The 23,136-nt window shown below is 60.1% G+C and carries 25 protein-coding genes; 8 read left to right on the top strand and 17 right to left on the bottom strand.

What is annotated here, in order from left to right; genetic code table 11:
• Positions 1-2: 2 nt before the first annotated feature.
• From NN484_RS05830 to NN484_RS05795, 8 genes are all read right to left on the bottom strand, one after another.
• On the bottom strand, positions 3-716 hold the full coding sequence (locus NN484_RS05830) for a phosphocholine cytidylyltransferase family protein (protein WP_215500557.1): 714 nt from the start codon (positions 714-716) through the stop codon (positions 3-5).
• Complete coding sequence (locus NN484_RS05825) at positions 713-1,342, bottom strand: gamma-glutamyl-gamma-aminobutyrate hydrolase family protein (RefSeq protein WP_215500558.1); 630 nt, start codon at positions 1,340-1,342, stop codon at positions 713-715. The genes NN484_RS05830 and NN484_RS05825 overlap by 4 nt, the downstream gene beginning before the upstream one ends.
• Positions 1,339-3,654: a PEP-utilizing enzyme gene (locus NN484_RS05820; RefSeq protein ID WP_274658716.1), complete on the bottom strand. Its 2,316-nt coding sequence runs from the start codon at positions 3,652-3,654 to the stop codon at positions 1,339-1,341. The genes NN484_RS05825 and NN484_RS05820 overlap by 4 nt, the downstream gene beginning before the upstream one ends.
• 6 nt (positions 3,655-3,660) lie before the next feature.
• Positions 3,661-4,410 carry a class I SAM-dependent methyltransferase gene (locus NN484_RS05815; protein WP_215500560.1) on the bottom strand — a complete coding sequence of 250 codons (750 nt, stop codon included), beginning with the start codon at positions 4,408-4,410 and terminating at the stop codon, positions 3,661-3,663.
• Between the two features lie 2 nt (positions 4,411-4,412).
• A complete protein-coding gene (locus tag NN484_RS05810) occupies positions 4,413-4,955 on the bottom strand; it encodes an adenylyl-sulfate kinase (RefSeq protein WP_215500561.1) in 543 nt (180 codons plus the stop codon).
• A 73-nt stretch (positions 4,956-5,028) separates the two neighbouring features.
• Entirely contained in the window at positions 5,029-6,201 is a 1,173-nt protein-coding gene (locus tag NN484_RS05805) for a hypothetical protein (RefSeq protein ID WP_215500562.1), read from the bottom strand.
• A gap of 360 nt (positions 6,202-6,561) precedes the next feature.
• Positions 6,562-8,055, bottom strand: a complete 1,494-nt coding sequence (locus tag NN484_RS05800) for a YifB family Mg chelatase-like AAA ATPase (RefSeq protein WP_215500563.1) — start codon at positions 8,053-8,055, stop codon at positions 6,562-6,564.
• Positions 8,056-8,702: 647 nt separating this feature from the next.
• Complete coding sequence (locus tag NN484_RS05795; protein ID WP_007920416.1) at positions 8,703-8,963, bottom strand: accessory factor UbiK family protein; 261 nt, start codon at positions 8,961-8,963, stop codon at positions 8,703-8,705.
• A gap of 413 nt (positions 8,964-9,376) precedes the next feature.
• Between NN484_RS05795 and glnK the strand changes: the two genes are divergently transcribed.
• From glnK to sutA, 4 genes are all read left to right on the top strand, one after another.
• Positions 9,377-9,715: a P-II family nitrogen regulator gene (glnK, locus tag NN484_RS05790; RefSeq protein WP_002555808.1), complete on the top strand. Its 339-nt coding sequence runs from the start codon at positions 9,377-9,379 to the stop codon at positions 9,713-9,715.
• Between the two features lie 37 nt (positions 9,716-9,752).
• Positions 9,753-11,090 carry an ammonium transporter gene (locus tag NN484_RS05785; protein WP_215500564.1) on the top strand — a complete coding sequence of 446 codons (1,338 nt, stop codon included), beginning with the start codon at positions 9,753-9,755 and terminating at the stop codon, positions 11,088-11,090.
• A gap of 215 nt (positions 11,091-11,305) precedes the next feature.
• Entirely contained in the window at positions 11,306-11,731 is a 426-nt protein-coding gene (locus NN484_RS05780; protein ID WP_003229414.1) for a secondary thiamine-phosphate synthase enzyme YjbQ, read from the top strand.
• Positions 11,732-11,832: 101 nt separating this feature from the next.
• Entirely contained in the window at positions 11,833-12,159 is a 327-nt protein-coding gene (gene sutA, locus NN484_RS05775; protein WP_007964546.1) for a transcriptional regulator SutA, read from the top strand.
• A gap of 186 nt (positions 12,160-12,345) precedes the next feature.
• Here sutA and NN484_RS05770 read toward each other — a convergent pair whose 3' ends face one another.
• Genes NN484_RS05770 through lptM form a run of 6 tightly spaced genes read right to left on the bottom strand, consistent with a single transcriptional unit; the run spans position 12,346 to position 16,955 of the window.
• Positions 12,346-13,053 (bottom strand): HAD family hydrolase, encoded by a 708-nt coding sequence (locus tag NN484_RS05770; RefSeq protein WP_215500565.1) that lies wholly within the window; start codon positions 13,051-13,053, stop codon positions 12,346-12,348.
• Positions 13,050-13,949, bottom strand: a complete 900-nt coding sequence (xerC, locus tag NN484_RS05765) for a tyrosine recombinase XerC (RefSeq protein ID WP_127648059.1) — start codon at positions 13,947-13,949, stop codon at positions 13,050-13,052. The genes NN484_RS05770 and xerC overlap by 4 nt, the downstream gene beginning before the upstream one ends.
• A gap of 2 nt (positions 13,950-13,951) precedes the next feature.
• Positions 13,952-14,677, bottom strand: coding sequence for a DUF484 family protein (locus tag NN484_RS05760; protein ID WP_215500566.1), 726 nt, complete (start codon positions 14,675-14,677; stop codon positions 13,952-13,954).
• Positions 14,678-14,690: 13 nt separating this feature from the next.
• Positions 14,691-15,521 carry a diaminopimelate epimerase gene (dapF, locus tag NN484_RS05755; protein WP_127648057.1) on the bottom strand — a complete coding sequence of 277 codons (831 nt, stop codon included), beginning with the start codon at positions 15,519-15,521 and terminating at the stop codon, positions 14,691-14,693.
• Positions 15,522-15,524: 3 nt separating this feature from the next.
• A complete protein-coding gene (gene lysA, locus NN484_RS05750; protein WP_215500567.1) occupies positions 15,525-16,772 on the bottom strand; it encodes a diaminopimelate decarboxylase in 1,248 nt (415 codons plus the stop codon).
• Positions 16,773-16,781: 9 nt separating this feature from the next.
• Positions 16,782-16,955, bottom strand: coding sequence for an LPS translocon maturation chaperone LptM (gene lptM, locus NN484_RS05745; protein WP_007911098.1), 174 nt, complete (start codon positions 16,953-16,955; stop codon positions 16,782-16,784).
• A 324-nt stretch (positions 16,956-17,279) separates the two neighbouring features.
• Here lptM and cyaY point away from each other — a divergent pair, with 324 nt between their 5' ends.
• The 3 genes from cyaY to rnk all read left to right on the top strand — a co-directional run bounded on the left by cyaY (position 17,280) and on the right by rnk (position 18,476).
• On the top strand, positions 17,280-17,612 hold the full coding sequence (gene cyaY / locus NN484_RS05740; RefSeq protein WP_083367569.1) for an iron donor protein CyaY: 333 nt from the start codon (positions 17,280-17,282) through the stop codon (positions 17,610-17,612).
• A 4-nt stretch (positions 17,613-17,616) separates the two neighbouring features.
• Positions 17,617-17,838, top strand: coding sequence for a DUF1289 domain-containing protein (locus tag NN484_RS05735; protein WP_274658715.1), 222 nt, complete (start codon positions 17,617-17,619; stop codon positions 17,836-17,838).
• A 227-nt stretch (positions 17,839-18,065) separates the two neighbouring features.
• Positions 18,066-18,476: a nucleoside diphosphate kinase regulator gene (gene rnk, locus NN484_RS05730; RefSeq protein ID WP_123469788.1), complete on the top strand. Its 411-nt coding sequence runs from the start codon at positions 18,066-18,068 to the stop codon at positions 18,474-18,476.
• Between the two features lie 7 nt (positions 18,477-18,483).
• Here the strand turns inward: rnk and NN484_RS05725 are convergent, their stop codons facing one another.
• The 3 genes from NN484_RS05725 to NN484_RS05715 all read right to left on the bottom strand — a co-directional run bounded on the left by NN484_RS05725 (position 18,484) and on the right by NN484_RS05715 (position 22,295).
• Complete coding sequence (locus tag NN484_RS05725) at positions 18,484-21,327, bottom strand: class I adenylate cyclase (RefSeq protein ID WP_215500569.1); 2,844 nt, start codon at positions 21,325-21,327, stop codon at positions 18,484-18,486.
• 183 nt (positions 21,328-21,510) lie between these two features.
• Complete coding sequence (locus NN484_RS05720; RefSeq protein WP_127648051.1) at positions 21,511-21,756, bottom strand: TIGR02647 family protein; 246 nt, start codon at positions 21,754-21,756, stop codon at positions 21,511-21,513.
• A gap of 254 nt (positions 21,757-22,010) precedes the next feature.
• Positions 22,011-22,295, bottom strand: a complete 285-nt coding sequence (locus tag NN484_RS05715) for a hypothetical protein (RefSeq protein ID WP_215500570.1) — start codon at positions 22,293-22,295, stop codon at positions 22,011-22,013.
• Positions 22,296-22,418: 123 nt separating this feature from the next.
• Here NN484_RS05715 and NN484_RS05710 point away from each other — a divergent pair, with 123 nt between their 5' ends.
• Entirely contained in the window at positions 22,419-23,078 is a 660-nt protein-coding gene (locus NN484_RS05710) for a glutathione S-transferase family protein (protein WP_215500571.1), read from the top strand.
• The last annotated feature ends 58 nt before the right edge of the window (positions 23,079-23,136 follow it).

Genomic DNA, 23,136 nt, shown 5'->3' with positions numbered 1-23,136 from the left:
GGTTACTGGTACGCGGAGAGGTCTTCGCTGGAGTCGACCTCTCCCCATTCTCCTGAATAGGCAACGGCCTCGATCGCTACCCGGTCGGCGTCGATGACACGCTGCAGGGTATTGGTCATGTGCATCTTGTCGCACTGGCTTGAGGTTAATTCGCCGCGTAGCCGCACGACTTCTGCCCAACCTGCGGGCGTGAAGCGCAGCAACCCCATGTACTGGCCCTCGACTTCCTCCACCGATTGCGGTTTGTTGCCGATTTCGGCCAGCGTGTCGTCGCTATTGAGCCGGAACGTTTCGGCATCCAGCAGTGGGTCGCCAAAACGTTGGGTCCACAACTCCAGCCAGTTGGGGTCGTAGGTGACGGCCAACGACGCTTGGCTGGTCATCAACGACCTGACGGCGTCCGGGCTGTAAAAAATATCCGAATAACTGACGATGCACGGCTGGCCCTCAAGCCAGACTTCGGCGCAGGCCAGTGACGACACCATGTTGGTGTCTGCCCAACGAGGGTTATGAAATTCGGTCAGGCCCCGGTCGGCCAACAATTCGCGTTTGTAGCCGGTTACCACCGCAATTTCACTGATGCCTGCTGCACGCAGCGATTGCAGTTGCCATTCGAGCAAGGGTTTGCCGCGCAATTCGACCAGACACTTTGGGCGTTCATCGGTGAGGCTTTTCATGCGGCTGCCACGTCCGGCAGCCAGAATAATGGCTTTCACGAAACGTCTGTCCCTTGAGTTGTTTGAGTGGAATCGGTTTCGCCGAACAACTGGCGTATACGCTGAACATCATGGGCCGCGAAATTCGTCTCGCGTTCCGGGTGCCACATCCAGCCTTCCCAAGGCATAGAACGATGCCGGATCGCTTCGATTTCGCCGTCTTCGCTGCGCGCCAGGACTTCAAAGTCCTGCGGGCAACTGGCGAGAGACTGGTGGTGGTAGCTGTTCACCTCGGCGACGATCTGGCCGGACAAGCGATGCCGGGTGCGCACGTGCCCGCTGACCGCTTTCAGTTCGCTACCTGCCCAATGCCCCAGCATCTGCATGCCGCGGCAGATGCCCAGTACTGGCAGATTGCGGGAGCGTGCGTGATCGAGCAGGCGCGTCTCCGTGTGATCGCGGGCCAGGCACTGGCCGATGTCGTTGCCACCGGACAACAGCAATGCCTGAGGCGATATTGCGGCCAGCCAGCGATCGAGGCTGGCATCGACCAATCCGTTGGGCACCGGCAAGGGGATGAACCCCGCCGCCAGCAGAAAGCCGATCAGGCGCTGATCCAGGGCGTCGCGGCTTTCGCCGCGCTCCGGATGCAGGTCCACTCGCTGGCTGACAGCGACTCGCCTCATGTCATCATCTCCACCCTGCGGCCCGGGCAATCCAGATGCAGGATATCCGCCGTCGACCAGCGCCGGTAAAGCACTTCTCCAGCGCCAATGACGGCCGGCAGGCCGAGTTCACCGGCCCGAATCGCCATGTGCGAATTGGCTCCGCCCCATGCGGTAATCAGCCCGGCAATCGGGTAAGCAAACAACCAGTCGAAGCCTGGATCCGCGTTGGGTATGCAGACAATCGCCCCGGCCAGTTTTTCCCGGTCATCGCATTGCACCACGGGTGCCGTCACACGTTTTTGCGTGATGAAGTTGGGCGCCGTTTCCGGCCACTCGAAGCTCCAGACGTCTTCCGGGCAGGTGATCACGGGCGGCAGGGAAACCTTCAGCGTTTCAGCGTAGCGCGCCTTGCCTTGTTCGATACTGCGCAGCAGCACGTCTTTTGGATCGGCGGCGGCAACGTGCAATTCCTGGAAGGCGCTGATATCACAATAGGCCAGCTCTTCGCGGTCGATGCCGTACTCGGCGCCGACTTGCGCGATCAGCGCCAGGGCATCCGAGAGGTTGCGAGTGAAATGAAACTTGGCCAGCTCGCGCAACTCGATACCGTTTTGCAGAAAGTCCAGCAGCCCCACCGGATCCGGTTGCAGGCCATGGGCTTCGAGCAGTTTCACGATCTCGCGCATCTGCGGCAGCGTCAGCGAAAACGGTTGCAGTGGCTCGGGGGCCGCTGGCCGCTGGTCCCAGTCGAAATAGAGTTCCGGTGCTTCGTCATAGCGTGGCGACAGAATGTCGTAGGTGCCCGGACGCAGGTGCCCGTAGCGTGCCAGGAAGGTTGTCTTGTCGAGCGTCGCGCGATCACGGGCCAACTGACCGCTGACGGTTGAGACACCGGCCATGAACGCGTCGTAGTCGGCCTGCGAGAACACACCCACGCTGACCAGTGACCTGAGCATCTGCACCGCAACGAAACCCGCCCGGGCCAGGCCGGCGAAGGGTAGGGTGCCGTAGCGTTTTGCATCTTCCAGCAGCCAGTAGATGCGTTCCAGCGGATCGGCGTTGGATGTCAGCAGCTCTTCGCGGCGGGCATTGAGCACGTCGAGTTTGTTGGCGTCGCTGCGCCACAAACCATCCTTGGGATGCACGATGCGGTTGGTCAGTTTGCGCAGACTGGAGCTGATGGCCTCCAGTTCGTGTCCGGAGAAGCCAGCACTGGCCAGGCGCTCCAGTTGTTGCGAAAGGTCTAGGGTGTAGCAAGAGAAAACGATCTCGAACTCCACCTTGTCATGCAGGGTCGGCTCCGCCAGCAAGCGATCGATGTAGTAGTCGACCAGCCGTCCGGCCAGTCCCTCATCAAGGTCAGCCGGAATGAAGGAGTTGAACGACAGGCGCACATCGATATACGGCAAACCGAAAAAATGCGGCATCAGCGGGAAGCTGCGCAAGTTGCGGTAGCCATAGTTGTGGCGTTGGTAAGCCCAGATGGAGTCGGTCACCAGATCGCGATACAGCGACAGCGCCAGTGGTTTGGGGCGAATACCGATGATCTCTGCCGGGTTCCAGTCGGGCATCACGCCGTAGACTGTGCGCTGGCCGATCAGGAAAGGATGCGGGCGCATGCCGCGCGCGACTTTGCGCTCGATACTTTGCAGGCGGGCAGCCTGCGCGGCTTCGGACTCTGCCGGTGCAGGCAGAATCAACGGTCGAGCCTGCAACAGCCACAAGGTCTCTCCTTCGGCTTCGCGCGTCACCGCGAACTCGCAGTCGACGGGGTTACCGCCGAACAGTTCCAGCAGATCCTCAAGCAAAGCAATGATCGGTGAGAGGGCCGCAGGCGGTGAAGCGGGGCTGTGCGCCGCCTGCTGCCAGAGCCGTCCACCCATGCCGCCGGTGACCGATGCGGTGTCGTCACCTTCCGACCAGTTCACCACACGGTACGGCGCGCAGGTATTCGGGTCGTGGGAAAACGCCACGCCGGAACGAATCACGTTGCCGAGCATGGGCTGAATCAGCACCTCATCGCTCAGGTGCGCCTCGCCATAACTGGCGATGACCTGTTCAACCGCCGACTCTAGCCCTGCTTCCTCGATATTCGGCACCGAGAGAAAGGCGCCGGCGAAGGAAGCCTGGGCGCTGTCTTCGCGGCCACAGCTGGAGCGCACGATCCAGGAGGGGGCAGGCAGCCGGCCCCGGATATCCTGAATGCAGGCGCGCCGATCCGCGTGCCACTGCTCCACGGTGAACGCGAGCAGCGGCGCAATGCGCGCAGACACGAGCCGCCCTTGCAGGCGCGACAAGGTGCCGGCCTTGGTAGAGAAATGCAGGGCCATCAGGCGTTATCTCAGCTGAGCGACCCAGATATTCGTCGAGTACGGGATCTGGATCGACGGCGTCTGCAGGCTTTGCAGGTAATCATCGATGGCGCTGATGACTTCGTGAAATTTCGCGCCCGCCTGGCGCTCCAGCGTGGCGTGGGAGCGCCAGGCTTCCAGGCACTCTGCGATGGATTGCTCGTGGATGACCCGCGCATCCAGGTGTACGACCGGGCCGAACAGCTGACTGGCATCGATCACGGCCGTCTGATCTTCACGACGGGTGCCGTAGCCATAGCCGGCGACGCGCTCTTTTATGATGGTTTCGATGCGCGCCTGAATCGGATCTTCCAGATTGCGGTGGTTCCACATGCAGGCAAACCAGCCACGGGGCTTGAGAATGCGCGCGGTTTCCTTGAGCGCCTGCTGACGGTCGCAGACATTGAAGGAGCTGCCGAACGTGACCATGTCGAATGTCTGCGCGGCCTGCCCGGTCACTTCGCCGGTGCCTTCGTGCCATTTGACATTGGCCAGCTCGGCGGTGCGTTTGATGCCGTTGGCGCGCATCGCATCGTTGGGTTCTACCGCAGTGACATCCAGGCCACGGGCGGCCAGCATCAGCGTCAAGTGTGCAACACCCGCGCCGACGTCGCAGAACTTGTCGCCTTGCTCGGCGCCAGCGATCGAGAGCATGGCGTCAATGGCGGCATCGGCGTAGTCAGGGCGCTTCAAATAGGCATCGGCCAGGGTGGTGTAGTCCCATTCGGTTTTCATACTCAGTTCCTTCTATAAATTTTATTGATCAAATCTTCTGCCAGACTTTGCCTGGAGCGCTGAGGGTCGAACTCTACAAGCCAGTCTGCCGCTTGCGGTTCATCAACGGTCAGATCAAGCCCGGCAACGTTGTGCAGTTCCCCGGCATCGAATCGTCGGTAGATTCCCTTCGGGTCTCGGCGACGCAACTCCTCGACCGGGACCTTCAAATAAACTTCGAAATAGCCGGGCAGGTGGGCGCGGTTCCAGGCATGGACTTCGTGAAACAGCGATATCGTTGCGATCACCACGGTCTGGCCTTGCGCGGCGATCATTCGGCACAAGTGGGCATATTGCAGCGCCAGCGCCAGTCGTCCTTCACGGCCATGGTTTTGTGAGTTGGCGGCGGCTGCGCCGAATACCTCGCGCAACTCATCACCATCGAGCATGACCACCGATTGTCCTGCAGTGCGGAGTCGGGTGACGAATTCACGGGCCAGCGTTGACTTGCCCGCTCCTGAAAGGCCCGTAATCCAGATTACCTGTCCACCAGCTTCACATTTCATAGCGTTCTGACTTGTGTTCGAATCGAGTGTATCGGCAGGCTGTTTTCTCGCATGAGGTCAGGCGTGCTTTATTTTAATGTTTGTCCCGTTCGTTAATGTCCCCGAAAGAGTCAATCGACAGCGGGCAGTACTTCGACTCGTGCCGATATTCAATCAAGTCGTGGAACACTTCCTGAGGCAGGGGCAAGTCGCTGTATTGTGCCTGGTAGAACTTGTTGTATATGTAGTAACTGTCTTCTCGTGCCAGCAGGCTGAACCCGGATGCCATGTCTTTGAGTTCATTGCTGCTTCTGGCAATTGGCAACAGGGTGTCCATTTGCTTTAGCCAGGCGTCGACCGTGAGATTGCTCTCTTCGGTAAAGGGCACGTAATAAATCGGCAGCTTGCAGGTGTTGAGCATGAACGACACACCACCGGTGGATGCGTCGGTGATGACCGTGTCGCATTGTGTGTAGAAAACCGTGCTGCTGGTTCCTGCCTTGTCGATGGTTATCCAGTCATAGGCAGACAGTTCTTCGCACAACGCTTTCACGGTCGGATGGGAAAGTTCGGCCATGTACGGACGCAAGATGAAGGTTGCGTGGGGAATTTGCGATTTGACTGCATTGATGACGGTCTGCAGGTTTTCATACAGTGTTGCCCCGTTCGGGCAGATACCCAGTTGGGTCGGCAGAAGCCCTACGACATAGTCGTCCGAAGTTTTTTTCGATGGCGGTGATGATTCGAAGATACCGGGAATCTTGACGGGCAGCGTAGCCACGGGACTGGTGTTGCGCATGTCCGAACGCAAGGCCAGTCCATCGATCAACATTGTTTTCAGGGCCTTTCTGTCGCGACGGTATGCCTGCAGTCCGGCGGTAATCAAATCAAAGCCCGACCTGGATGAAGAGATGATTGCATCCCAGTAAGAGGTCAGCTCAGCGTAGTAATACTTGTCTTTGGCCGGCATCCCGACATTGCCGTGACTGATGAAGATGCCAAAATTTGAATGGTCCAGCAGACGTCCGGCATAGGCGTCATTTGAAATGACAACCTGCGATTTCAGGCTTGCAATGAAGTCATTGCCAATCTGCTTTACCGGGAAATCGAGGACGGCTTCGACTTCCTCTCTGCTTAAGCCGGTACGATCAGTATTAAGTACGACACAATTATACTTTTGTCGAAGCGAGTTGAGCGCTGGAATCAGATACTCGAGATATGTTTTGCCACCATCCGCCACGTTGCTGAGCAAGTAAACATTTTTCATGATGAAGTTGTGCTTTTAAAGTTTGTTGAATAAGGCCGATGTCAAACAACGTAATAACGCTGACAAGGGCTTTTGTAGTTGTCTGGATTTAAATTAACAACCAGACACACGCACACAAGCCAGGTTTGGCTTGAATCATGATGGCACGGGTTGATTGAACGACTTTGCCCGGTGAGCAATAGAAATCTTGTCCATGATGTCCCGCCTCCATTTCCGCGTTGAAAAATGCTCTATGTCTTGACGATAGACGGATAACGAGTAAAAAAGAGCGTCGCCGTTATATCACATCTCGGCCAATGGCCATCAGTGCTTGGATGTTTATTTTTCGGGGCAGTCCGTTTGCGAGTTGCGCTGTCATTTTCATTGTGTTGCCGGCCGATATTGCAACGCCTCTGCCAGATGCTCGCGCCTGATCTCTTTTTCCTGTCCCAGATCGGCCAACGTCCGGGCGACCTTTAGAAGTCGATGCGCCGAGCGTAGCGACAAGGTCAGTCGTTCACAGGCTGACTCCAGCCATTTCTCATCGACTGTGGATAACCTGCAGTGCCGTTTCAGCCCCGGCAGATCGAGAAACGCATTGGCACAACCCTGACGTTTTTGCTGGCGCTCCCGGGTCTCGGCTACCAACGCGGCCGCACTGGCGCTGTCTTCTCCTGGCTTTACCGCAGGGTTCAGCGCTGTTGCCTCCCGCGCTACCGTCAGGTGTAAGTCGATCCGGTCCAATAGGGGCCCCGACAACTTGTTGCGATAACGCTGCACCATGTCCGGCGTACACGAACACTTGCCACTCGGTTCGCCGAGATATCCACAGGGGCACGGATTCATTGCCGCCACCAACTGAAACCGTGCTGGAAATCGCACCCGATCCTTGGCCCGGGCGATCACGATATGTCCGGACTCCAGAGGCTCGCGCAGAACCTCAAGCACCTTGCGATCGAACTCCGGCAGCTCATCGAGAAACAGCACGCCATGGTGGGCCAGGGTGATCTCGCCGGGTTGCGGTTTCGAGCTGCCACCGACCAGCGCCGGCCCCGATGCCGAGTGATGCGGCTGGCGAAACGGACGTTGCGGCCAATGGGTCAGCGGCACGCCACTGGCGACCGATTGAATCGCCGCCACTTCCAGCGCTTCGCATTCGGACAGCGGCGGCAGCAGCCCCGGCAAACGACTCGCCAACAAGGTCTTGCCGGTTCCCGGTGGCCCACTGAACAACAGGTTGTGCGCGCCCGCCGCCGCAATCAACAGCGCCCGTTTCGCAGCCATCTGCCCCTGCACTTCATTGAGGTCGGGATATGGTTTAGTGGCGTGGATCAGCCCGTCCGACACATAAGGCTCGACCGGCGTATGCCCGTTGAAGTGCGCCACCGCTTCCAGCAGATGATCCACCGCAAACACCTTCAAACCCGAGGCCAGACACGCCTCTTCGGCATTCGCCCGCGGCACCACCAGTGCCCGTCCGGCCTTGCGCGCCGCCAGTGCCGCCGGCAACACGCCACGCACCGGTCGCACCGCGCCGGACAACGCCAGCTCACCGAGGCATTCCACATCGTCCAGCGTCAGACACGGCACCTGCACACTCGCCGACAGAATTCCCAAGGCGATCGCCAGATCAAACCGCCCGCCATCCTTGGGCAAGTCCGCCGGCGCCAGATTCAAGGTAATCCGCCGCGCCGGAAACTGCAGCCCGGAATTGATGATCGCGCTGCGCACCCGGTCCTTGCTTTCTTTCACCGCCGCTTCGGGCAGGCCGACCATGGTCAGCGACGGCAGACCGTTGGCCAGATGGACTTCTACGGTGACAGCGGGAGCCTCTACGCCGATTTGGGCGCGGCTGTGGACGATGGAGAGGGACATGGTCGTTCCTTGAGCTGAATCGGGGGCCGCTTCCTGCGGGTTTTTGAAGGGTAGTTGAGCCGGGTTTCATTGCTGGAATAGAGGTTTACAAGACATATCAAGACCCGCTGGGGTGTCACTGCGTACCTGAGTTGGAGCGTTGACTCTTGACGGATCCTCGCGTTCGAGGACTGCAACTGCGCATTCGTCGGGACTGGGCACCAGCAGAAGCTCCCCCGCATTTTTGGCAGCAGAGAAAGCTGTTTTCTCTGAAGTAGTGACGACGGGCTAGCCTGTCGGATTCTGAACCCAAGGCCGTAAAGCCGGGAGCTAAAGAATCGCTGCGACTACTCCTCAAAAAATACTTAAAAGGCGTCCATCGGACGCCTTTTTTATTTCTGATTGGAGGGTGCTCGTGGTATCTGCCCCACCAATGTGCCATGTGCGCGTTTTTTGCGGGTACCCAGTCACCACAATGTCGTGCGCCTTAAGCTGTCCAGGTCGCCAAACCCGGTGCTGAACATTCAGCATCGGGTGAGCTTGGGAGCCGGGGCTTTTCGACGTAATCGGACGGTGGTGCTGCAAGTTGTAGGACGTTGCCGAGAGGATTGAGGGGCTGGATATCAAAAGATCGCAGCCTTCGGCAGCTCCTACAGGGAGTTGCGGGGTTATTCAGCGGGCGGTGTCAGCTTGGCTTCCATTTCGGCGACTTTGGCTTCGAGGCTCTCGAGGCGGGCGCGGGTGCGGGCCAGGACGACCATCTGACTATCAAACTCTTCACGGCTCACCAGATCGAGTTTGCTGAAGGCACTCTGCAGCAGCATCTTGAACTGGCTTTCGATTTCGGCTTTCGGCAGCGGGGTGTCGCCGCTGAACAGGCGGGAAGCGGTGCCGCTCAGGGCGTCGAGGAAGTCTTTGGGGGCGAGCATGGAATGTGTCCTGTAAACAGTGGCGGGCAGTGTATCACGCAGTGTCTATAGTCATTGACGCAGGCACGGATGCACGCTTTTCGCGCAGGCGGACGGACGGCAGCGCACCGTTGTTGTGCGTAACCGTCGGGCCTTTTCCGCGCAAGCGCCTGAAACAGCGGCCAAGAGATTGAAATCAGAGGAATTTGGCGAGATGGCAAGCTTTCTGCTTAGTCGGTAGTGACCCATGCACTGATGCAGTCGCTGTGACGAATGCAGTGCGGCAGGCGGAGCGGGGAGTTTCGTCAGCAGCGGTTAGCTGGCGTCAGTCGGGCAGGTAAGGCCGACGATGCGTTACAAAGCCAGGCACTGCGCTTAGACTTGAGTCGGGTTTGTTTTCCTGGGGCAAGTCCACCAATTCGGGAGAGAGTTTCATGAAGCTAGTCACTGCCATCATCAAGCCGTTCAAGTTGGACGACGTGCGCGAGTCGCTGTCCGAAATCGGCGTGCAGGGCATTACCGTTACTGAAGTCAAAGGCTTCGGCCGGCAGAAGGGTCACACCGAGCTGTATCGCGGCGCGGAATATGTGGTCGATTTTCTGCCCAAGGTGAAAATCGACGTGGCCATCGACGACAAGGATCTGGATCGGGTTATCGAGGCGATAACCAAGGCTGCCAACACCGGCAAGATCGGTGACGGCAAGATCTTCGTGGTCAATCTGGAACAGGCGATTCGCATCCGTACCGGCGAAACCGATACCGACGCGATCTAAGCGCCGCCACAAACCCAACGCCCCAGGAGAAAACAATATGACTCTGCGTAAATTCGCAGGGCTAGGAGCCCTGTTGTCCATCGTAATGCCCAGCCTTGCCATGGCGGCAGACGAAGTGGCGGCCCCAGTCCTCAATTCCGGCGACACTGCCTGGATGCTCACCTCGACAGCCCTCGTGCTGTTCATGACCATCCCGGGTCTGGCGCTGTTCTACGGCGGCATGGTTCGCTCGAAAAACATTCTTTCCGTGATGATGCAGTGCTTCGCCATTACCGGTCTGATCAGCATCCTGTGGGTCATTTATGGCTACAGCATTGCGTTCGACACTACCGGCATGGAGCAGGGCGTCGTCAATTTCAACTCGTTCTTCGGCGGCATGGGCAAGGCATTTCTGGCCGGTGTCACTCCGGCAAGCCTGACCGGTCCGGCGGCGTTGTTCCCTGAGGCGGTGTTCGTCACCTTCCAGATGACCTTCGCGATCATCACCCCGGCGCTGATCGTCGGTGCGTTCGCTGAGCGGATGAAGTTCTCCGCGATGCTGGTCTTCATGGGCGTGTGGTTCACCCTCGTCTATGCACCGATCGCGCACATGGTCTGGTCCGGTAACGGCGGTCTGCTGTGGGACTGGGGCGTACTCGACTTCGCCGGCGGCACCGTGGTGCACATCAACGCCGGTATCGCCGGTCTGGTAGCGTGCCTGGTGCTGGGCAAGCGCAAAGGCTTCCCGACCACCCCAATGGCTCCGCACAACCTCGGCTACACCCTGATGGGCGCAGCGATGCTGTGGGTTGGCTGGTTCGGCTTCAACGCCGGTTCCGCCGCAGCCGCCAACGGCACTGCCGGCATGGCGATGCTGGTCACCCAGATCGCGACCGCTGCGGCAGCCCTGGGCTGGATGTTTGCCGAGTGGATCACTCACGGCAAGCCAAGCGCGCTGGGCATTGCCTCGGGCGTGGTTGCCGGTCTGGTGGCGATCACTCCGGCTGCTGGCACCGTAGGCCCGATGGGCGCGCTGGTGATCGGTCTGGCGGCGGGCGTGGTGTGCTTCTTCTGCGCCACCACCCTGAAACGCAAACTCGGTTATGACGACTCCCTGGACGCGTTCGGCGTGCACGGTATCGGCGGTATCCTCGGCGCGATTCTCACCGGTGTTTTCGCTGCACCGTCGCTGGGTGGTTTCGGCACCGTGACCGACATTGCCGCGCAAGTATGGATTCAGTGCAAAGGCGTCGGCTTCACGGTGATCTACACCGCGATCGTCACCTTCATCATCCTCAAGGTCCTGGATGCCGTGATGGGTCTGCGTGTGACCGAGGAAGAAGAATCGGTTGGCCTGGATCTGGCACAACACAACGAACGCGGCTACAACCTGTAAGTACGCGCAGCAAAAAACTTGCCCGGCTTGCCGGGCATTTTTTTGTCTGGAATTTGTCATTGAAGGGAAGGCTGAAAGGATTTTTCGTACGGCTATGGTCGTGTTTGCGACGGGCGTTTTTCTGCGGCCAATGGCTTACATCATTGCAGGAATATTAGGGCCTTTGTTTTTTCCCAGAGCGCGCTAGAATGCGCCCCGAACGTGCGGAGAACTGTATGTGGCAACAGACTCTGATAACCCTGCGGGCACGGCCCCGGGGCTTTCATCTGGTAACGGACGAGTTACTCGCCGGCCTGCCTGAACTCAAGGCGTGCCGGGTCGGTCTGTTGCATTTGTGGCTGCAGCATACCTCGGCGTCGTTGACCATCAACGAGAACGCCGATCCGGCGGTCCGTCGCGACTTCGAACGATTTTTCAATCGTCTGATCCCACAAGGAACAGACGGCTATGAGCATAACGACGAAGGCCTGGACGACCTCCCGGCGCACTTCAAGGCCAGCGTGCTTGGCTGCCAGATCAGTCTGCCGGTTTCGGCAGGTCGCCTGGCACTGGGAACCTGGCAAGGTGTTTATCTGGGCGAGCACCGTGATCATGGCGGTGCCCGTAAAGTCCTCGCCACCTTGCACGGTGAAGGGGCGTAAACCGTTGGTCACCAGCGGTTACCGATTTTTTCCGGCGACTTTCGACAGTCGCCAAAGCTGGTCTATAACTAATCTGCTTTTCGCAAGTCATGAGGTAGAACATGAGCGACGATGATCTGGAAAACGACGACCTCGAAGTAGGCGACGAAGACGAGGCCGAGGAAGGCCTGGAAGCAGCAGCGGAAGACGTTGCTGACGACGATGGCGGTGACGATACGCCGGCCCCGGCTGCCAAAGGCAAAGCCAAGGCTGCGGTGTCGGTAGACGAATTGCCGAGCATCGAAGCCAAGAACAAGGAGCGCGACGCCCTGGCCAAGGCCATGGAAGAGTTCCTTGCGCGCGGCGGCAAGGTGCAGGAAGTGGAGGCCAACGTGGTCGCCGATCCGCCCAAGAAGCCGGACAACAAGTACGGCAGCCGCCCTATCTGAGGCGTGCCACTTGCTTGCTGAAAAAGCCCGCCGTCGCTGCGGGCTTTTTCATGCATGGAATAAACATTCGGGTGCACGCGATCCCCTGTAGGCCTTCGCCTGCTCGCGATAGCGGAGTGTCAGATACATCTATGTTGACTGATACACCGCTATCGCGAGCAGGCGAAGGCCTACAAGGGAACGGTGTTAGTTGGAGGTGGCATTCCAGCGCGCCAGCACTGCCGGCAGATCGGTCAGGCTGCGGATCTCGGCATCCGGCTGACGCTCGGCTTCCCAGGCCTTGCCCGCCGGGTTGAACCAGATCGCGCGCATGCCCGCCTGCTGTGCCCCGGCGATGTCATCGCCCGGATGATCACCAATGTGCACTGCCACGTCAGCGCTCACGCCACCGCGCTGCAGGGCCTCGTGGAACAGCCGCGCATCCGGTTTGGCGATGCCGATATCCTCGGCGCATAACGCAAACTTGAAATAATCCGCCAGCCCCAGCCGGCGCACGTCGGCGTTGCCATTGGTGACCACGCCGAGGGCGTAGTGGTTGGCGAGGATTTCCAGGGTCGGTTCGACCTCGGGAAATACCGTGATCTGATGCCGTGCATGCAGGAATACTTCAAAGCTCTTGTCGGCCATATCCGAGGCTTCGCCGTGGGCGTACCCGGCTTCTTCCAGCGCATGGAACAGTACGCGCCGGCGCAACGCGCTGATGCGGTGCTTGAGCCCCGGCTCGCTGGCCAGTACGCGCTCGCGAATCGCCCACAGATGCTCCACCGGCACCGCGCCCAGGTTCGGTGCGTGTTCGCTCAGCCATTCGCGCAATACCGCTTCGGCACCGACGATCACCGGGGCGGTGTCCCACAGGGTGTCGTCGAGGTCGAAGGTGATCAACTGGATGTTCATGAATCATCGCCTTTGCTGCGTTTGGCCCGTGGATGGGCGCTGTCGTAGACCGCCGCCAGGTGCTGGAAGTCCAGGTGGGTGTAGATCTGCGTGGTCTTGATGTCCGAGTGGCCGAGCAGTTCCTGCACCGCGCGCAGGTCCTGCGAGGATTCCAGCAAGTGGCTGGCGAAGGAGTGCCGCAGCATGTGTGGGTGCAGGTTCTGCCCCAGCTCGCGCTCGCCGGCCAGTTTGACCCGGACCTGAATCGCCCGTGGGCCGAGGCGTCGACCTTGCTGGCTGACAAACACGGCGTCGTCCGCCGGGTTGGTCATGGCCCGCAATGGCAGCCACTGTTCCAGTGCTTCACGGGCTTTTTTGCCGACTGGCAGCAGGCGGGTCTTGCTGCCCTTGCCGAGCACCTGGACCATGCCGTCGGCCAGATCGAGTTGATCGAGGTTGAGCCCGGTCAGTTCGGACAGGCGCAGGCCGGAGGAATAGAACAGCTCAAGAATCGCCTGATCACGCCGTGCCAGAAAGTCGTCCTCGACCGCACCTTCAAGCAGTTGCAGTGCGCGGTCGGTGTCGAGGGTTTTCGGCAGGCGACGTTCGCCCTTCGGCGGGGCCAGCCCGGTGGCCGGATCGTGGTCGCACAGGCCTTCGCGATTGAGGTAGTGATAGAGTCCGCGCACCGCCGAGAGCAATCGGGCGAGGCTGCGCGAAGACTGGCCCTGTGCATGCAGGCGGGCGATCAGGCTGCGCAGGCGCTGGATGTCCAGCGCGGCCCAACTGCCGATGTTCTGTTTGACGCACCAGCCGAGGACTTTATCGAGGTCGCGGCGGTAGGCCGACAGGGTGTGCGGCGACACCTGTCGCTCACTGCGCAGGTGTTCGCAGTAAGCGTCCAGTTGCCGTTCCATGCTCAGCGTACCGAGCGCAGGGAGCTGTTGACCCGTGGCAGCACGCGGCCCATGACTTCGGCGATGTAGCTCAGGAACAGCGTGCCGACCGAGCTCTTGTAGTGCTGCGGATCGCGGCTGGCGATCGCCAGAATGCCGTGGATGCCTTGATGGCTGACGGCGACCACGGCGGTGGAGCCGATCTGCTTGCGCTGCTCTTCGCCGAACAGGAAGTCCAGCTCATGTTCACGCAGGGTGCCGCTGACGCTTTTGCCTTCGGTGAGCAGGCCGCCGATCGCGGTTTGTGCATCGGCGTGAGTCACCCAGCGGCCGACCGGGGCCGGGTTGTCGCCGAGCAGGATCAGGCTGACAAAAGGCACCTGGAAGTCCTGGCGCAGGCTGTCTTCGACGCTGATCACCACGTCTTCGAGGCTGGCAGCGTCCATCAGGGACAGGATCAGGCGGCGGGTCTTGTCGAACAGGCGATCGTTGTCGCGGGCCACGTCCATCAACTGCGAGAGGCGGTGGCGCATCTCGATGTTACGGTCGCGCAGGATGGTCATCTGCCGTTCGACCAGCGACACGGTGTCACCGCGTCGGTGGGGAATGCGCATGGCGGGCAGCAGTTCTTCGTGCTCGACGAAAAAGTCCGGATGAGCCTCCAGGTACGCGGCAACCGCTGCCGCCTCCAGGCTCTCGGACGCTGATTCGTCGGACTGTCGGGCGGGTACCTGAGGCTTATCGGTCATGGCTTCTGCTCACTCAAAGACGCACTTGTCCTTCGTATACACGCACTGCCGGACCGGTCATCAGCACCGGTTGGCCAGGGCCTGCCCATTCAATGGACAGACGCCCGCCGGGCAGGTCGATCAACAGCGGCGAATCCATCCACCCCTGACTGATTGCCGCGACAGCCGCAGCGCAGGCGCCGGTGCCGCAGGCCTGGGTTTCCCCGGCTCCGCGTTCCCAGACGCGCAATTGCGCGCGGTTGCGGTCGATGACCTGGATGAAACCGACATTGACCCGCGCCGGGAAGCGCGGATGGTGTTCGATTTTCGGCCCCAGTTCATGCACCGGTGCGTTGTTGATGTCCTGCACGCGCAGCACCGCATGGGGGTTGCCCATCGACACGGCGGCCAGTTCGACCGTCGTGCCGTCGACTTCCAGCTGATAGCTGGAGGCTTGCGCTGGCGCTTCGAACGGAATGTCCGCCGGCACCAGGCGCGGCGCGCCCATGTTGACGCCGATCTGGCCGTCGTTACGCACGTCCAGCTCGATGATGCCGCCCTTGGTCTCGACGCGAATCTTGCGCTTGGCGGTCAGGCGCTTGTCGAGCACGAAGCGGGCGAAGCAGCGCGCACCGTTGCCGCACTGTTCCACTTCCGAGCCATCGGAGTTGAAGATCCGGTAACGGAAATCCACGTCCGGGTTGCTCGGCGCTTCGACGATCAGCAACTGGTCGAAACCGATACCGGTGTGCCGGTCGCCCCATTGCTTGGCGTGCTTGGGCTGAATATGCGCGTGCTGGCTGACCAGGTCGAGAACCATGAAGTCATTGCCCAGGCCGTGCATTTTGGTAAAACGCAGCAGCATGGGTTACTCCGGCAGCAGGCTTTCGCCGGCAAACAGCTCGGCCACGGTTTCGCGGCGACGCACTTCAAAAACCTGATCACCGTCTACCAACACTTCAGCGGCACGGCCACGGGTGTTGTAGTTGGAACTCATGACGAAGCCGTAGGCACCCGCCGAATGCACGGCCAGCAGGTCGCCTTCTTCCAGCGCCAGTTCACGGTCCTTGGCAAGGAAGTCACCGGTTTCGCAGATCGGGCCGACCACGTCGTATTGACGCGCGGCGGTGTCACGCGGTTTGACTGCGGTGACGTCCATCCAGGCCTGATACAAGGCCGGGCGGATCAAATCGTTCATCGCCGCATCGACGATGGCGAAATCCTTGTGTTCAGTGTGCTTGAGGTACTCAACCTGGGTCAGCAGTACGCCGGCGTTGGCGACAATGAAGCGGCCCGGTTCGAACACCAGCGCCAGATCACGACCGTTCAGGCGTTCGCGCACAGCCTTGATGTAATCGCCGGCCAGTGGCGGCTCTTCATCGCGATAACGCACGCCCAGGCCACCACCGAGATCGATGTGGCGCAGGTGAATGCCGCAATCGCCGAGGCGGTCGACCAGATCCAGCAGGCGGTCGAGGGCATCGAGGAACGGTGGCAGGGTGGTCAGTTGCGAACCGATGTGGCAATCGACGCCGACCACTTCCAGGTTCGGCAGATGCGCGGCACGCACGTACACGTCTTCGGCGTCGGCAATGGCGATACCGAACTTGTTCTCTTTGAGACCGGTGGAAATGTACGGGTGGGTGCCGGCATCGACGTCCGGGTTCACGCGCAGCGAGATCGGGGCGCGAACGCCCAGCTCGGCGGCGACCACTTGCAGGCGCTCGAGCTCGTCGGTGGATTCGACGTTGAAGCAGTGCACGCCGACTTCCAGGGCGCGACGCATGTCGTCACGGGTCTTGCCGACGCCGGAGAACACGATCTTGTCGGGGCTGCCGCCAGCGGCCAGCACACGCTCCAGCTCACCACGGGAAACGATGTCGAAACCGGCACCGAGACGGGCCAGGACATTCAGCACGCCGAGGTTGGAGTTGGCCTTTACCGCGTAGCAGACCAGGTGCGGCATGCCGGCCAATGCGTCGGCGTAGGCCAGATACTGGGCTTCGATGTGTGCGCGCGAGTAAACGTAGGTGGGCGTGCCGAAGCGGTCGGCGATGGCGGACAGCGCCACACCTTCCGCGAACAGCTCCCCGCCACGGTAGTTAAAAGCGTCCATGGCGATCCCTTATTGGTAAACGTCGTGCTTGTGTGCTTTGGACGGCTGCTTTTGCGAAGACTGGGCTTGTTCGGCCGGGTCCTGATCGTCATCCGGCAGGTACAGCGGGCCTTTTTGACCACAGGCCGAAACGAGGCAGGCAACCGCGACGAGCGCAGCAAGGGAAGAGATCAGGCGCTTCATGGCGAAATCCTTGAAAATGCGTTAATTGCGCCGGAGTATACCGGCCACCCGGCAGCTTGCCTATGCGAGGGGGCTCCCGTCCGGCGGGGCTCTCTGGATACCGGTTGGATACAGGTAATTCCTGTGGGAGCGAGCTTGCTCGCGAAGAGGCCGGTACATTCGATATGTTTGCTGGCCGACACACCGCTTTGGCGAGCAAGCTCGCTCCACAGGGGCCAGTGCTGGATGGGAAACGGTGCTTGGTCGTTAATCTTTGCAATCGGCCGGAAGCGTCCGTATCTTTCGGCGCTTGAGCCTGATCAGACATTTTTTGAGGTTGCCGCAATGAGTTTGTCCGAAGCCCGTTTCCACGATCTGGTCGATGCTACCCAGCAGACGCTGGAAGATATCTTTGATGACAGCGACCTGGATATTGACCTGGAGAGCTCGGCAGGTGTCTTGACCGTCAAGTTCGAAAATGGCTCGCAACTGATCTTCAGCCGCCAGGAGCCGCTTCGTCAGCTGTGGCTGGCGGCGGTGTCCGGTGGTTTCCACTTCGACTACGACGAAGAAAGTGAGCGCTGGATGTGCGACAAGAGCGAAGAGCAACTGGGCGAAATGCTCGAGCGCATCGTCAAGCAGCAGGCCGGCGTCGAATTCGATTTCGAAGGTTTGTGATTCCGTGACTGGCACCGCTCCTGTTCGTCCTCCCAAACCGCTCTACAGCAACGTCAGCCCGGCGGTGCCGTCGCCGTGCACGGGTGTGTGCCGGCTGGACGAACAGAAGGTCTGCCTCGGCTGCGCGCGGCATGTCGAAGACATTCGCGAGTGGCGCTCGGCGGATGATGAGCGGCGGCGGGTGATTGTTGCCCAGGCTGCCAATCGCAGAGCGACCTCCCTGTAGGCGCTGCCGCAGGCTGCGATCTTTTGATCTTGATCCTTTAAAAGCAAAGATCGCAGCCTGCGGCAGCTCTTACAGGGATCGCGCGTCGTCCGGCGGTGGCTTGTATATTTTTTGAGCTGTGATAGTGTCCGAACACGCCTCAACCCATCGAGGCTTGGTGAAAACCCCGCCTTTTTTGGCGGGGTTTTGCTTTTTTTGTGTGCAGAAGAAAGGAGTCTGCCCGGATCATGACCGCACCTTCCATCACCCTTACCCGTCTGGACGTGCAACGTCTGGAGCGCCTGATCGACAGCCTGGATGACACGCTGCCGGGCGTGATCGCGCTGCAAACCGAACTGGATCGCGCTGACACCGTGGTCGGACACGAGGAAGTGCCCGCCGATGTCGTGACGATGAATTCCCGCGTGCATTGCCGCGAAGAAGGCAGTGGCAAGGACTATCACCTGACGCTGGTCTATCCCAAGGATGCCAACGCCGACGAAGGCAAGATCTCGATCCTGGCACCGGTCGGCAGCGCGTTGCTGGGCCTGAAGGTCGGTCAGCACATCGACTGGCCGGCTCCGGGTGGCAAGACTCTGAAGCTGACGTTGCTGGAAGTCGAATCGCAGCCGGCCAACGGCGGTGATTTCCGCGAGTAACCCCCTCTCAGACCTGTTCGAGCGCCTCGTTCAGGGCGCGCTCCAGGTCAGCCTTGTAGCGCAGATACAGATTGCTTGAACTCTGACCATCACCGAGCAGGCCCGACAGATCCAGATCGGTGATGTAGCAGCGATAGCGCTCGGTTTCGCGGCGTTGCTCGATGATTTCCCGAGCGACCACGCGAAACAGCTGGTCGCCATGTTCCAGCTCGCTGAATTCCCGTTGATTGCAATACAGGGTGACCTGCACCTCGCCGGGCGCAGCTTTGCCGATGATCGCCTGCACGTCGTAGAACGGTTTGTTGACCGGAGTTTGCGGCGCGGGCCGTGCTTCGACCCGTCGCGCGCGCCCCGGGCCCGAAGGCAACAACTGGTAATACAATGTCTCGAGGCTGATCGCCGGACTGCCGTCCATCGGTAGCAGTGCTTCACGTCGGTACAGGATCGATTGCAGGAAACGTTGCAGCGGGACTAAAAGGCTTTGCTCGTCGTGATAGGGCAAGCGCTGCTGCCACAGCGCATTGAACTCATCCAGCACGTACAGTTCGGCCTGTTGTTCGGTGATCCGGTAGAACACCTGGATCGATTCCGGCTGGCCCATCGGCAGGATCAATGCCAGATCGTGCTCTTCCAGCGCCATCGGATCGAGGTGCAGCGGGCTGTAACGTGCCTGCTCTTCGCCGAGATATTCCAGCAGTGCCGGCAATGTCGCGAGGGCGACGTGGTTGACCTGACCCGGCACCAGCTCCAGCACGTGATAGTGCTGTTGCACCTGAATCAGGTAGCGATGGTTCAACTCGCTGAGCAGCAGATTTTGCGCGGTCTCGACGATTTCTTCGACGCGACGGGCAATGAACTGCGCGCGGTTGTGGCAGAAGCAGCGCACCTTCAAGGACGGTTGCTGCAGGCCACGCGGCAGATTGTTGAGGTAGTCGCGCAGGCAGTCGAGCAGTGCGTGGGGGCCGTCGAAACGATTGACCAGCACTTCGTTCCAGCTGTTGAGCGTGACCTGATCCAGGGTCAGCACGAGGTTTTCGCGTACCCCGGCGTAACTCAGCGAGTCGGTGCGCTCGGTGGTCATCAGAATGTTCAGGTCGCGGTGATGTTTGAGCGGATCGACGCCGACGTTGATCAGCATCAGCACTTCGCTCGGCACGGCCGCGCGCAGTAACGGCTCCTCGGCGACGCTGGGCAAAGGCAGGGCGATGCACTGTTGCAGGCTGCCGAGCAGGTTGAACAGCTCGAACTCGCTCAGGTCGCTGCTGCCCGGATGCAGGGCCAGACGGGTGCTGCTGTCGATCACGCCGTTGCGATGGCACCAGGTCAGCAGTTCGAGCAGTTCGCGGCTGCGCTTGATCGGTGCGAAGTGTTCCCATTCCAGCGCGGTCAGGCTGCCGTTGTACAGGCCCCAGTGGGTCTGCCCGGGCTCTTTTTTGTTCGGCGACTGCACCAGGGTCAGGGTGTCTTCGGCCAGGTCCGGGGCGATCCCGGGGTTGATGAACTCGACCTTGTCGGCCTTGCGCTCGAACGCGGCGTACAACCGTCGTCCGAGCACGTTGAGATCGCGTTTGTTGATCAGGCTGACGGTCTGTTCGGTGCGGGCGAACTGGGTCAGGAAGCGATAGCTGTAATTGAGCTCGTTGACCAGCGCGCGGCGTTCGGCACTGACCTGACGGACTTTCCACTGACTGCGACTGTCAAGCAGCGCCAGTTGGCGCTGATCCCAATGCCACTCATTGGCCAGCCGCTCCAGCAGCGAACGCTGCCAGCCCTGGCTGCGGCTGCTGCCGGTGAGCTTGCGGTTGACCTTGAGGTACAGCGCACGACGCACCAGCTCCAGGCGCTCCGGTTCGTTGCGGGCGGTGAGGTATTCCTCGATGCGCCGGTACACGACCATGTACGGATCCAGCTCATCCAGATCCAGTTGATTGGCGAACACGGCTTTTTTGTAGCGCAGGCTCAGGCACTGCACCTGCGGGTGTTCGCTGGCATAGACCTCGGTCAACAGCAGTTTGAGCACCGATTTGTACGGTGATTCGATGCCTTTGAACAGTTGCCACAATCCGGCTCCGATGAACTCGCCTGGCGGAATCGTTGCCAGATGCCCGAGGTCGAGGGTTTCATCGGCGCGGATGAAACGCTTGGACAACAACGTGTCGGTGTAAACGTCGTAGGCACTTTCCTCGTAGACCGGCACCAGCCACCAGATCGGCGTGCGCCCGGCCAGCCAGATCGCGGTGCGGTAGAACTCGTCGAGCAACAGGTAATGCTGGGTGGTACCGCAGTTCTCGGAACTCAGCTGGGTGTCGCGTTCGCCTTTGACGAAACGCACCGGATCGATCAGGAAGAAATGCGCCTCGGCGCCCTGAGTCGCGGCCCAGGCTTCAAGCAGCTGACATTTTTTGCGCAGTTCGGTTAGCTCGTTTTCACTGAGGTCCGGCGCGTGGCAGACCCACACGTCCATGTCGCTCTGATCGGCCTGGGCCAGCGTGCCGAGGCTGCCCATCAGAAACAGCCCGTGAATCGGCCGTGGCGGGTTGCTGCCGTGGCGTGGCTTGTAGGAGAACGATCGGGTCAGGCGCTGGGCTTCGGCGAGCGCGTTGGCGTCCGGCTCGTAGCTGGACAGGCCGGCCGGTGTGCTGCTCGAGACATAACCTGGCAGCAGCGGATGATTGACGTGGAAGAACAGCGGCAGCAGGGTCAATACGCCTTGCTGGCGCGTCGACAGACCTTCGAGGGCCCGGCCGAGACGGCCTTCATTGAGTTTGAGAAAACGCGCACGCAGTTGGCTGAGTACCTTGCGGTCTATGCCTTCGTCCAGGTCGGGGCGGATTTCATGGGTGCGCGTCATTTCAGCTCAAACCGGCTCGCAGGCTCGGACGAAGAGGGTCTCGGAATGGGAGGCAGTTTAGCCTTTGCGCAGCGGGACTTTTAAGCTGAATTTGTTTTTTGACGTCAGATTTCTATCGCGATGGTCGAGGCAGGCCCGCGGAAATCCCGTGGCAGGAGTTCCCGTGGGCAAAAGCGGGGGGAATCAGGCGGTTTGCTGCTCTCTCAGAATGGTCAGCACGGTTTGCACATTTTGCGCGGCATCGCGACCCAGGCTGGTCAGATACCCGCCATCGGGCTGGTCGGTGAGTTCTTTTTCAAAGAGACGTTGGGCAGCGGCGATGTGCTTCGGGGCAGCGGTCTGATGAATTTTCAAACCTTCCTGGGAACTGTCCAGGTTGAAGAGTGCGAGGACTTCCAGTTCGGCAACCAGCTCAGGGGTAAGCGACATAAGGACTCCAGACTTTCTAGGAATTGGACGACAGCGCCCCTAAGGTGAACCCGCTTTTGCGGCGTGTCCAGTGCTCAGATCAGGGATTTTGTCTTGAGGCGGATTCCAGTGTAGTCAGGGGCCGGGAGATGGTGCGGCGGATACGTAACAAACATTGTAGGAGTGAGCCTGCTCGCGATTGCGCCGTGTCAGTCAGCTAATTTTTTGCTGAAAGAACGCAATCGCGAGCAGGCTCACTCCTACAGGATCGGGGTTTACTGTTTTTCGGGTGGCAACTCAGGCAACTTACGCAACGCGGTTTCATACCATTCGGTATCGAAGGCGCGGTCTTCATCGAGCATGGCGTCAATCTCGTAGGCCAGCACGTGCGCCATCAGATTGAGGATCTCTTCGCGCTCGACGCCCACCAGGGTCAGCTTGTTGAAGGTCGCCTTGGCCGCTGGCGGGTTGTCGCTTTCGATCTGGTTCTCGATGGCTTCGATCAGCGTAGCCTCGGTGAACTCTTCTTCGTCGTTGTCGATGTCTGTCGGCTCGCTCATGGCAGGCTCCTCAAGGAAAGGCGCCAGTTTACCCGCATTCAGCGGCGTGATGCTGCTGGCAGGATCGAGTCCGGCGATCTATAAACAGTGCCTGCCCACCCCGCACGGCCTGGAGGCTATGTGATGTTCAAGCTTTATGGATTCGCTGTCAGCAACTACTACAACATGGTCAAACTGGCGTTGCTGGAAAAAGGCCTGGCGTTCGAAGAGGTCACGTTCTACCCGACGCAGACCCCGGAGTCATTGGCCATCAGCCCGCGTGGCAAAGTACCGGTGCTGGGTGTCGAGGCCGGGTTCGTCAATGAAACCGCGATCATTCTCGAATACCTCGAGCAGACCCAGAAAGGCACACCGCTGTTGCCCGGCGATCCGTTTGCGCGGGCGCAGGTGCTGGCGATTGCCAAGGAAATCGAGCTCTATATCGAGTTGCCGGGCCGTGCCTGTTATGGCGAGGCGTTCTTTGGCTTGCCGGTGCCGGAGGCGATCAAGGAGAAAACCAAAGCCGAGCTGCTGCTGGGTTTCGCGGCGCTGGGCCGGCACGGCAAGTTCGCCCCGTACGTGGCGGGCGACAGCTTGAGTATCGCGGATCTGTACTTCCTTTACAGCGTGCCGCTGGCGTGTGCGGTCGGCAAGAAGCTGTTCGATCTGGATCTGCTGGCTGAAATGCCAAAGGCCAAGGCGCTGCTGGAACGGCTTGAACAGAATCCACATGTGCAGAAGATTGCGGCAGACAAAGAAGCGGCAATGCCGGCGTTTTTGGCGATGATCGCGGCCAAGAAGTGAGTTTTTGAGCAGGTTAAAAGCGGCCATCGCGAGCAGGCTCACTCCTGCAGAGGTATGC

This window comes from Pseudomonas serboccidentalis (assembly GCF_028830055.1).
Taxonomy (GTDB): Bacteria; Pseudomonadota; Gammaproteobacteria; order Pseudomonadales; family Pseudomonadaceae; genus Aquipseudomonas; species Aquipseudomonas serboccidentalis.
The sequence above is the reverse complement of the archived record's forward strand: the minus strand, read 5'-3'. Positions and strand labels throughout refer to the sequence as shown.

Coding starts and splice junctions, on each gene's coding strand:
- NN484_RS05825 (WP_215500558.1), bottom strand. CDS start 1,342: ATGAGGCGAGTCGCTGTCAGCCAGCGAGTGGACCTGCATCCGGAGCGC.
- NN484_RS05820 (WP_274658716.1), bottom strand. CDS start 3,654: ATGGCCCTGCATTTCTCTACCAAGGCCGGCACCTTGTCGCGCCTGCAA.
- NN484_RS05815 (WP_215500560.1), bottom strand. CDS start 4,410: ATGAAAACCGAATGGGACTACACCACCCTGGCCGATGCCTATTTGAAG.
- NN484_RS05810 (WP_215500561.1), bottom strand. CDS start 4,955: ATGAAATGTGAAGCTGGTGGACAGGTAATCTGGATTACGGGCCTTTCA.
- NN484_RS05805 (WP_215500562.1), bottom strand. CDS start 6,201: ATGAAAAATGTTTACTTGCTCAGCAACGTGGCGGATGGTGGCAAAACA.
- NN484_RS05800 (WP_215500563.1), bottom strand. CDS start 8,055: ATGTCCCTCTCCATCGTCCACAGCCGCGCCCAAATCGGCGTAGAGGCT.
- NN484_RS05795 (WP_007920416.1), bottom strand. CDS start 8,963: ATGCTCGCCCCCAAAGACTTCCTCGACGCCCTGAGCGGCACCGCTTCC.
- glnK (WP_002555808.1), top strand. CDS start 9,377: ATGAAGCTAGTCACTGCCATCATCAAGCCGTTCAAGTTGGACGACGTG.
- NN484_RS05785 (WP_215500564.1), top strand. CDS start 9,753: ATGACTCTGCGTAAATTCGCAGGGCTAGGAGCCCTGTTGTCCATCGTA.
- NN484_RS05780 (WP_003229414.1), top strand. CDS start 11,306: ATGTGGCAACAGACTCTGATAACCCTGCGGGCACGGCCCCGGGGCTTT.
- sutA (WP_007964546.1), top strand. CDS start 11,833: ATGAGCGACGATGATCTGGAAAACGACGACCTCGAAGTAGGCGACGAA.
- NN484_RS05770 (WP_215500565.1), bottom strand. CDS start 13,053: ATGAACATCCAGTTGATCACCTTCGACCTCGACGACACCCTGTGGGAC.
- xerC (WP_127648059.1), bottom strand. CDS start 13,949: ATGGAACGGCAACTGGACGCTTACTGCGAACACCTGCGCAGTGAGCGA.
- NN484_RS05760 (WP_215500566.1), bottom strand. CDS start 14,677: ATGACCGATAAGCCTCAGGTACCCGCCCGACAGTCCGACGAATCAGCG.
- dapF (WP_127648057.1), bottom strand. CDS start 15,521: ATGCTGCTGCGTTTTACCAAAATGCACGGCCTGGGCAATGACTTCATG.
- lysA (WP_215500567.1), bottom strand. CDS start 16,772: ATGGACGCTTTTAACTACCGTGGCGGGGAGCTGTTCGCGGAAGGTGTG.
- lptM (WP_007911098.1), bottom strand. CDS start 16,955: ATGAAGCGCCTGATCTCTTCCCTTGCTGCGCTCGTCGCGGTTGCCTGC.
- cyaY (WP_083367569.1), top strand. CDS start 17,280: ATGAGTTTGTCCGAAGCCCGTTTCCACGATCTGGTCGATGCTACCCAG.
- rnk (WP_123469788.1), top strand. CDS start 18,066: ATGACCGCACCTTCCATCACCCTTACCCGTCTGGACGTGCAACGTCTG.
- NN484_RS05725 (WP_215500569.1), bottom strand. CDS start 21,327: ATGACGCGCACCCATGAAATCCGCCCCGACCTGGACGAAGGCATAGAC.
- NN484_RS05720 (WP_127648051.1), bottom strand. CDS start 21,756: ATGTCGCTTACCCCTGAGCTGGTTGCCGAACTGGAAGTCCTCGCACTC.
- NN484_RS05715 (WP_215500570.1), bottom strand. CDS start 22,295: ATGAGCGAGCCGACAGACATCGACAACGACGAAGAAGAGTTCACCGAG.
- NN484_RS05710 (WP_215500571.1), top strand. CDS start 22,419: ATGTTCAAGCTTTATGGATTCGCTGTCAGCAACTACTACAACATGGTC.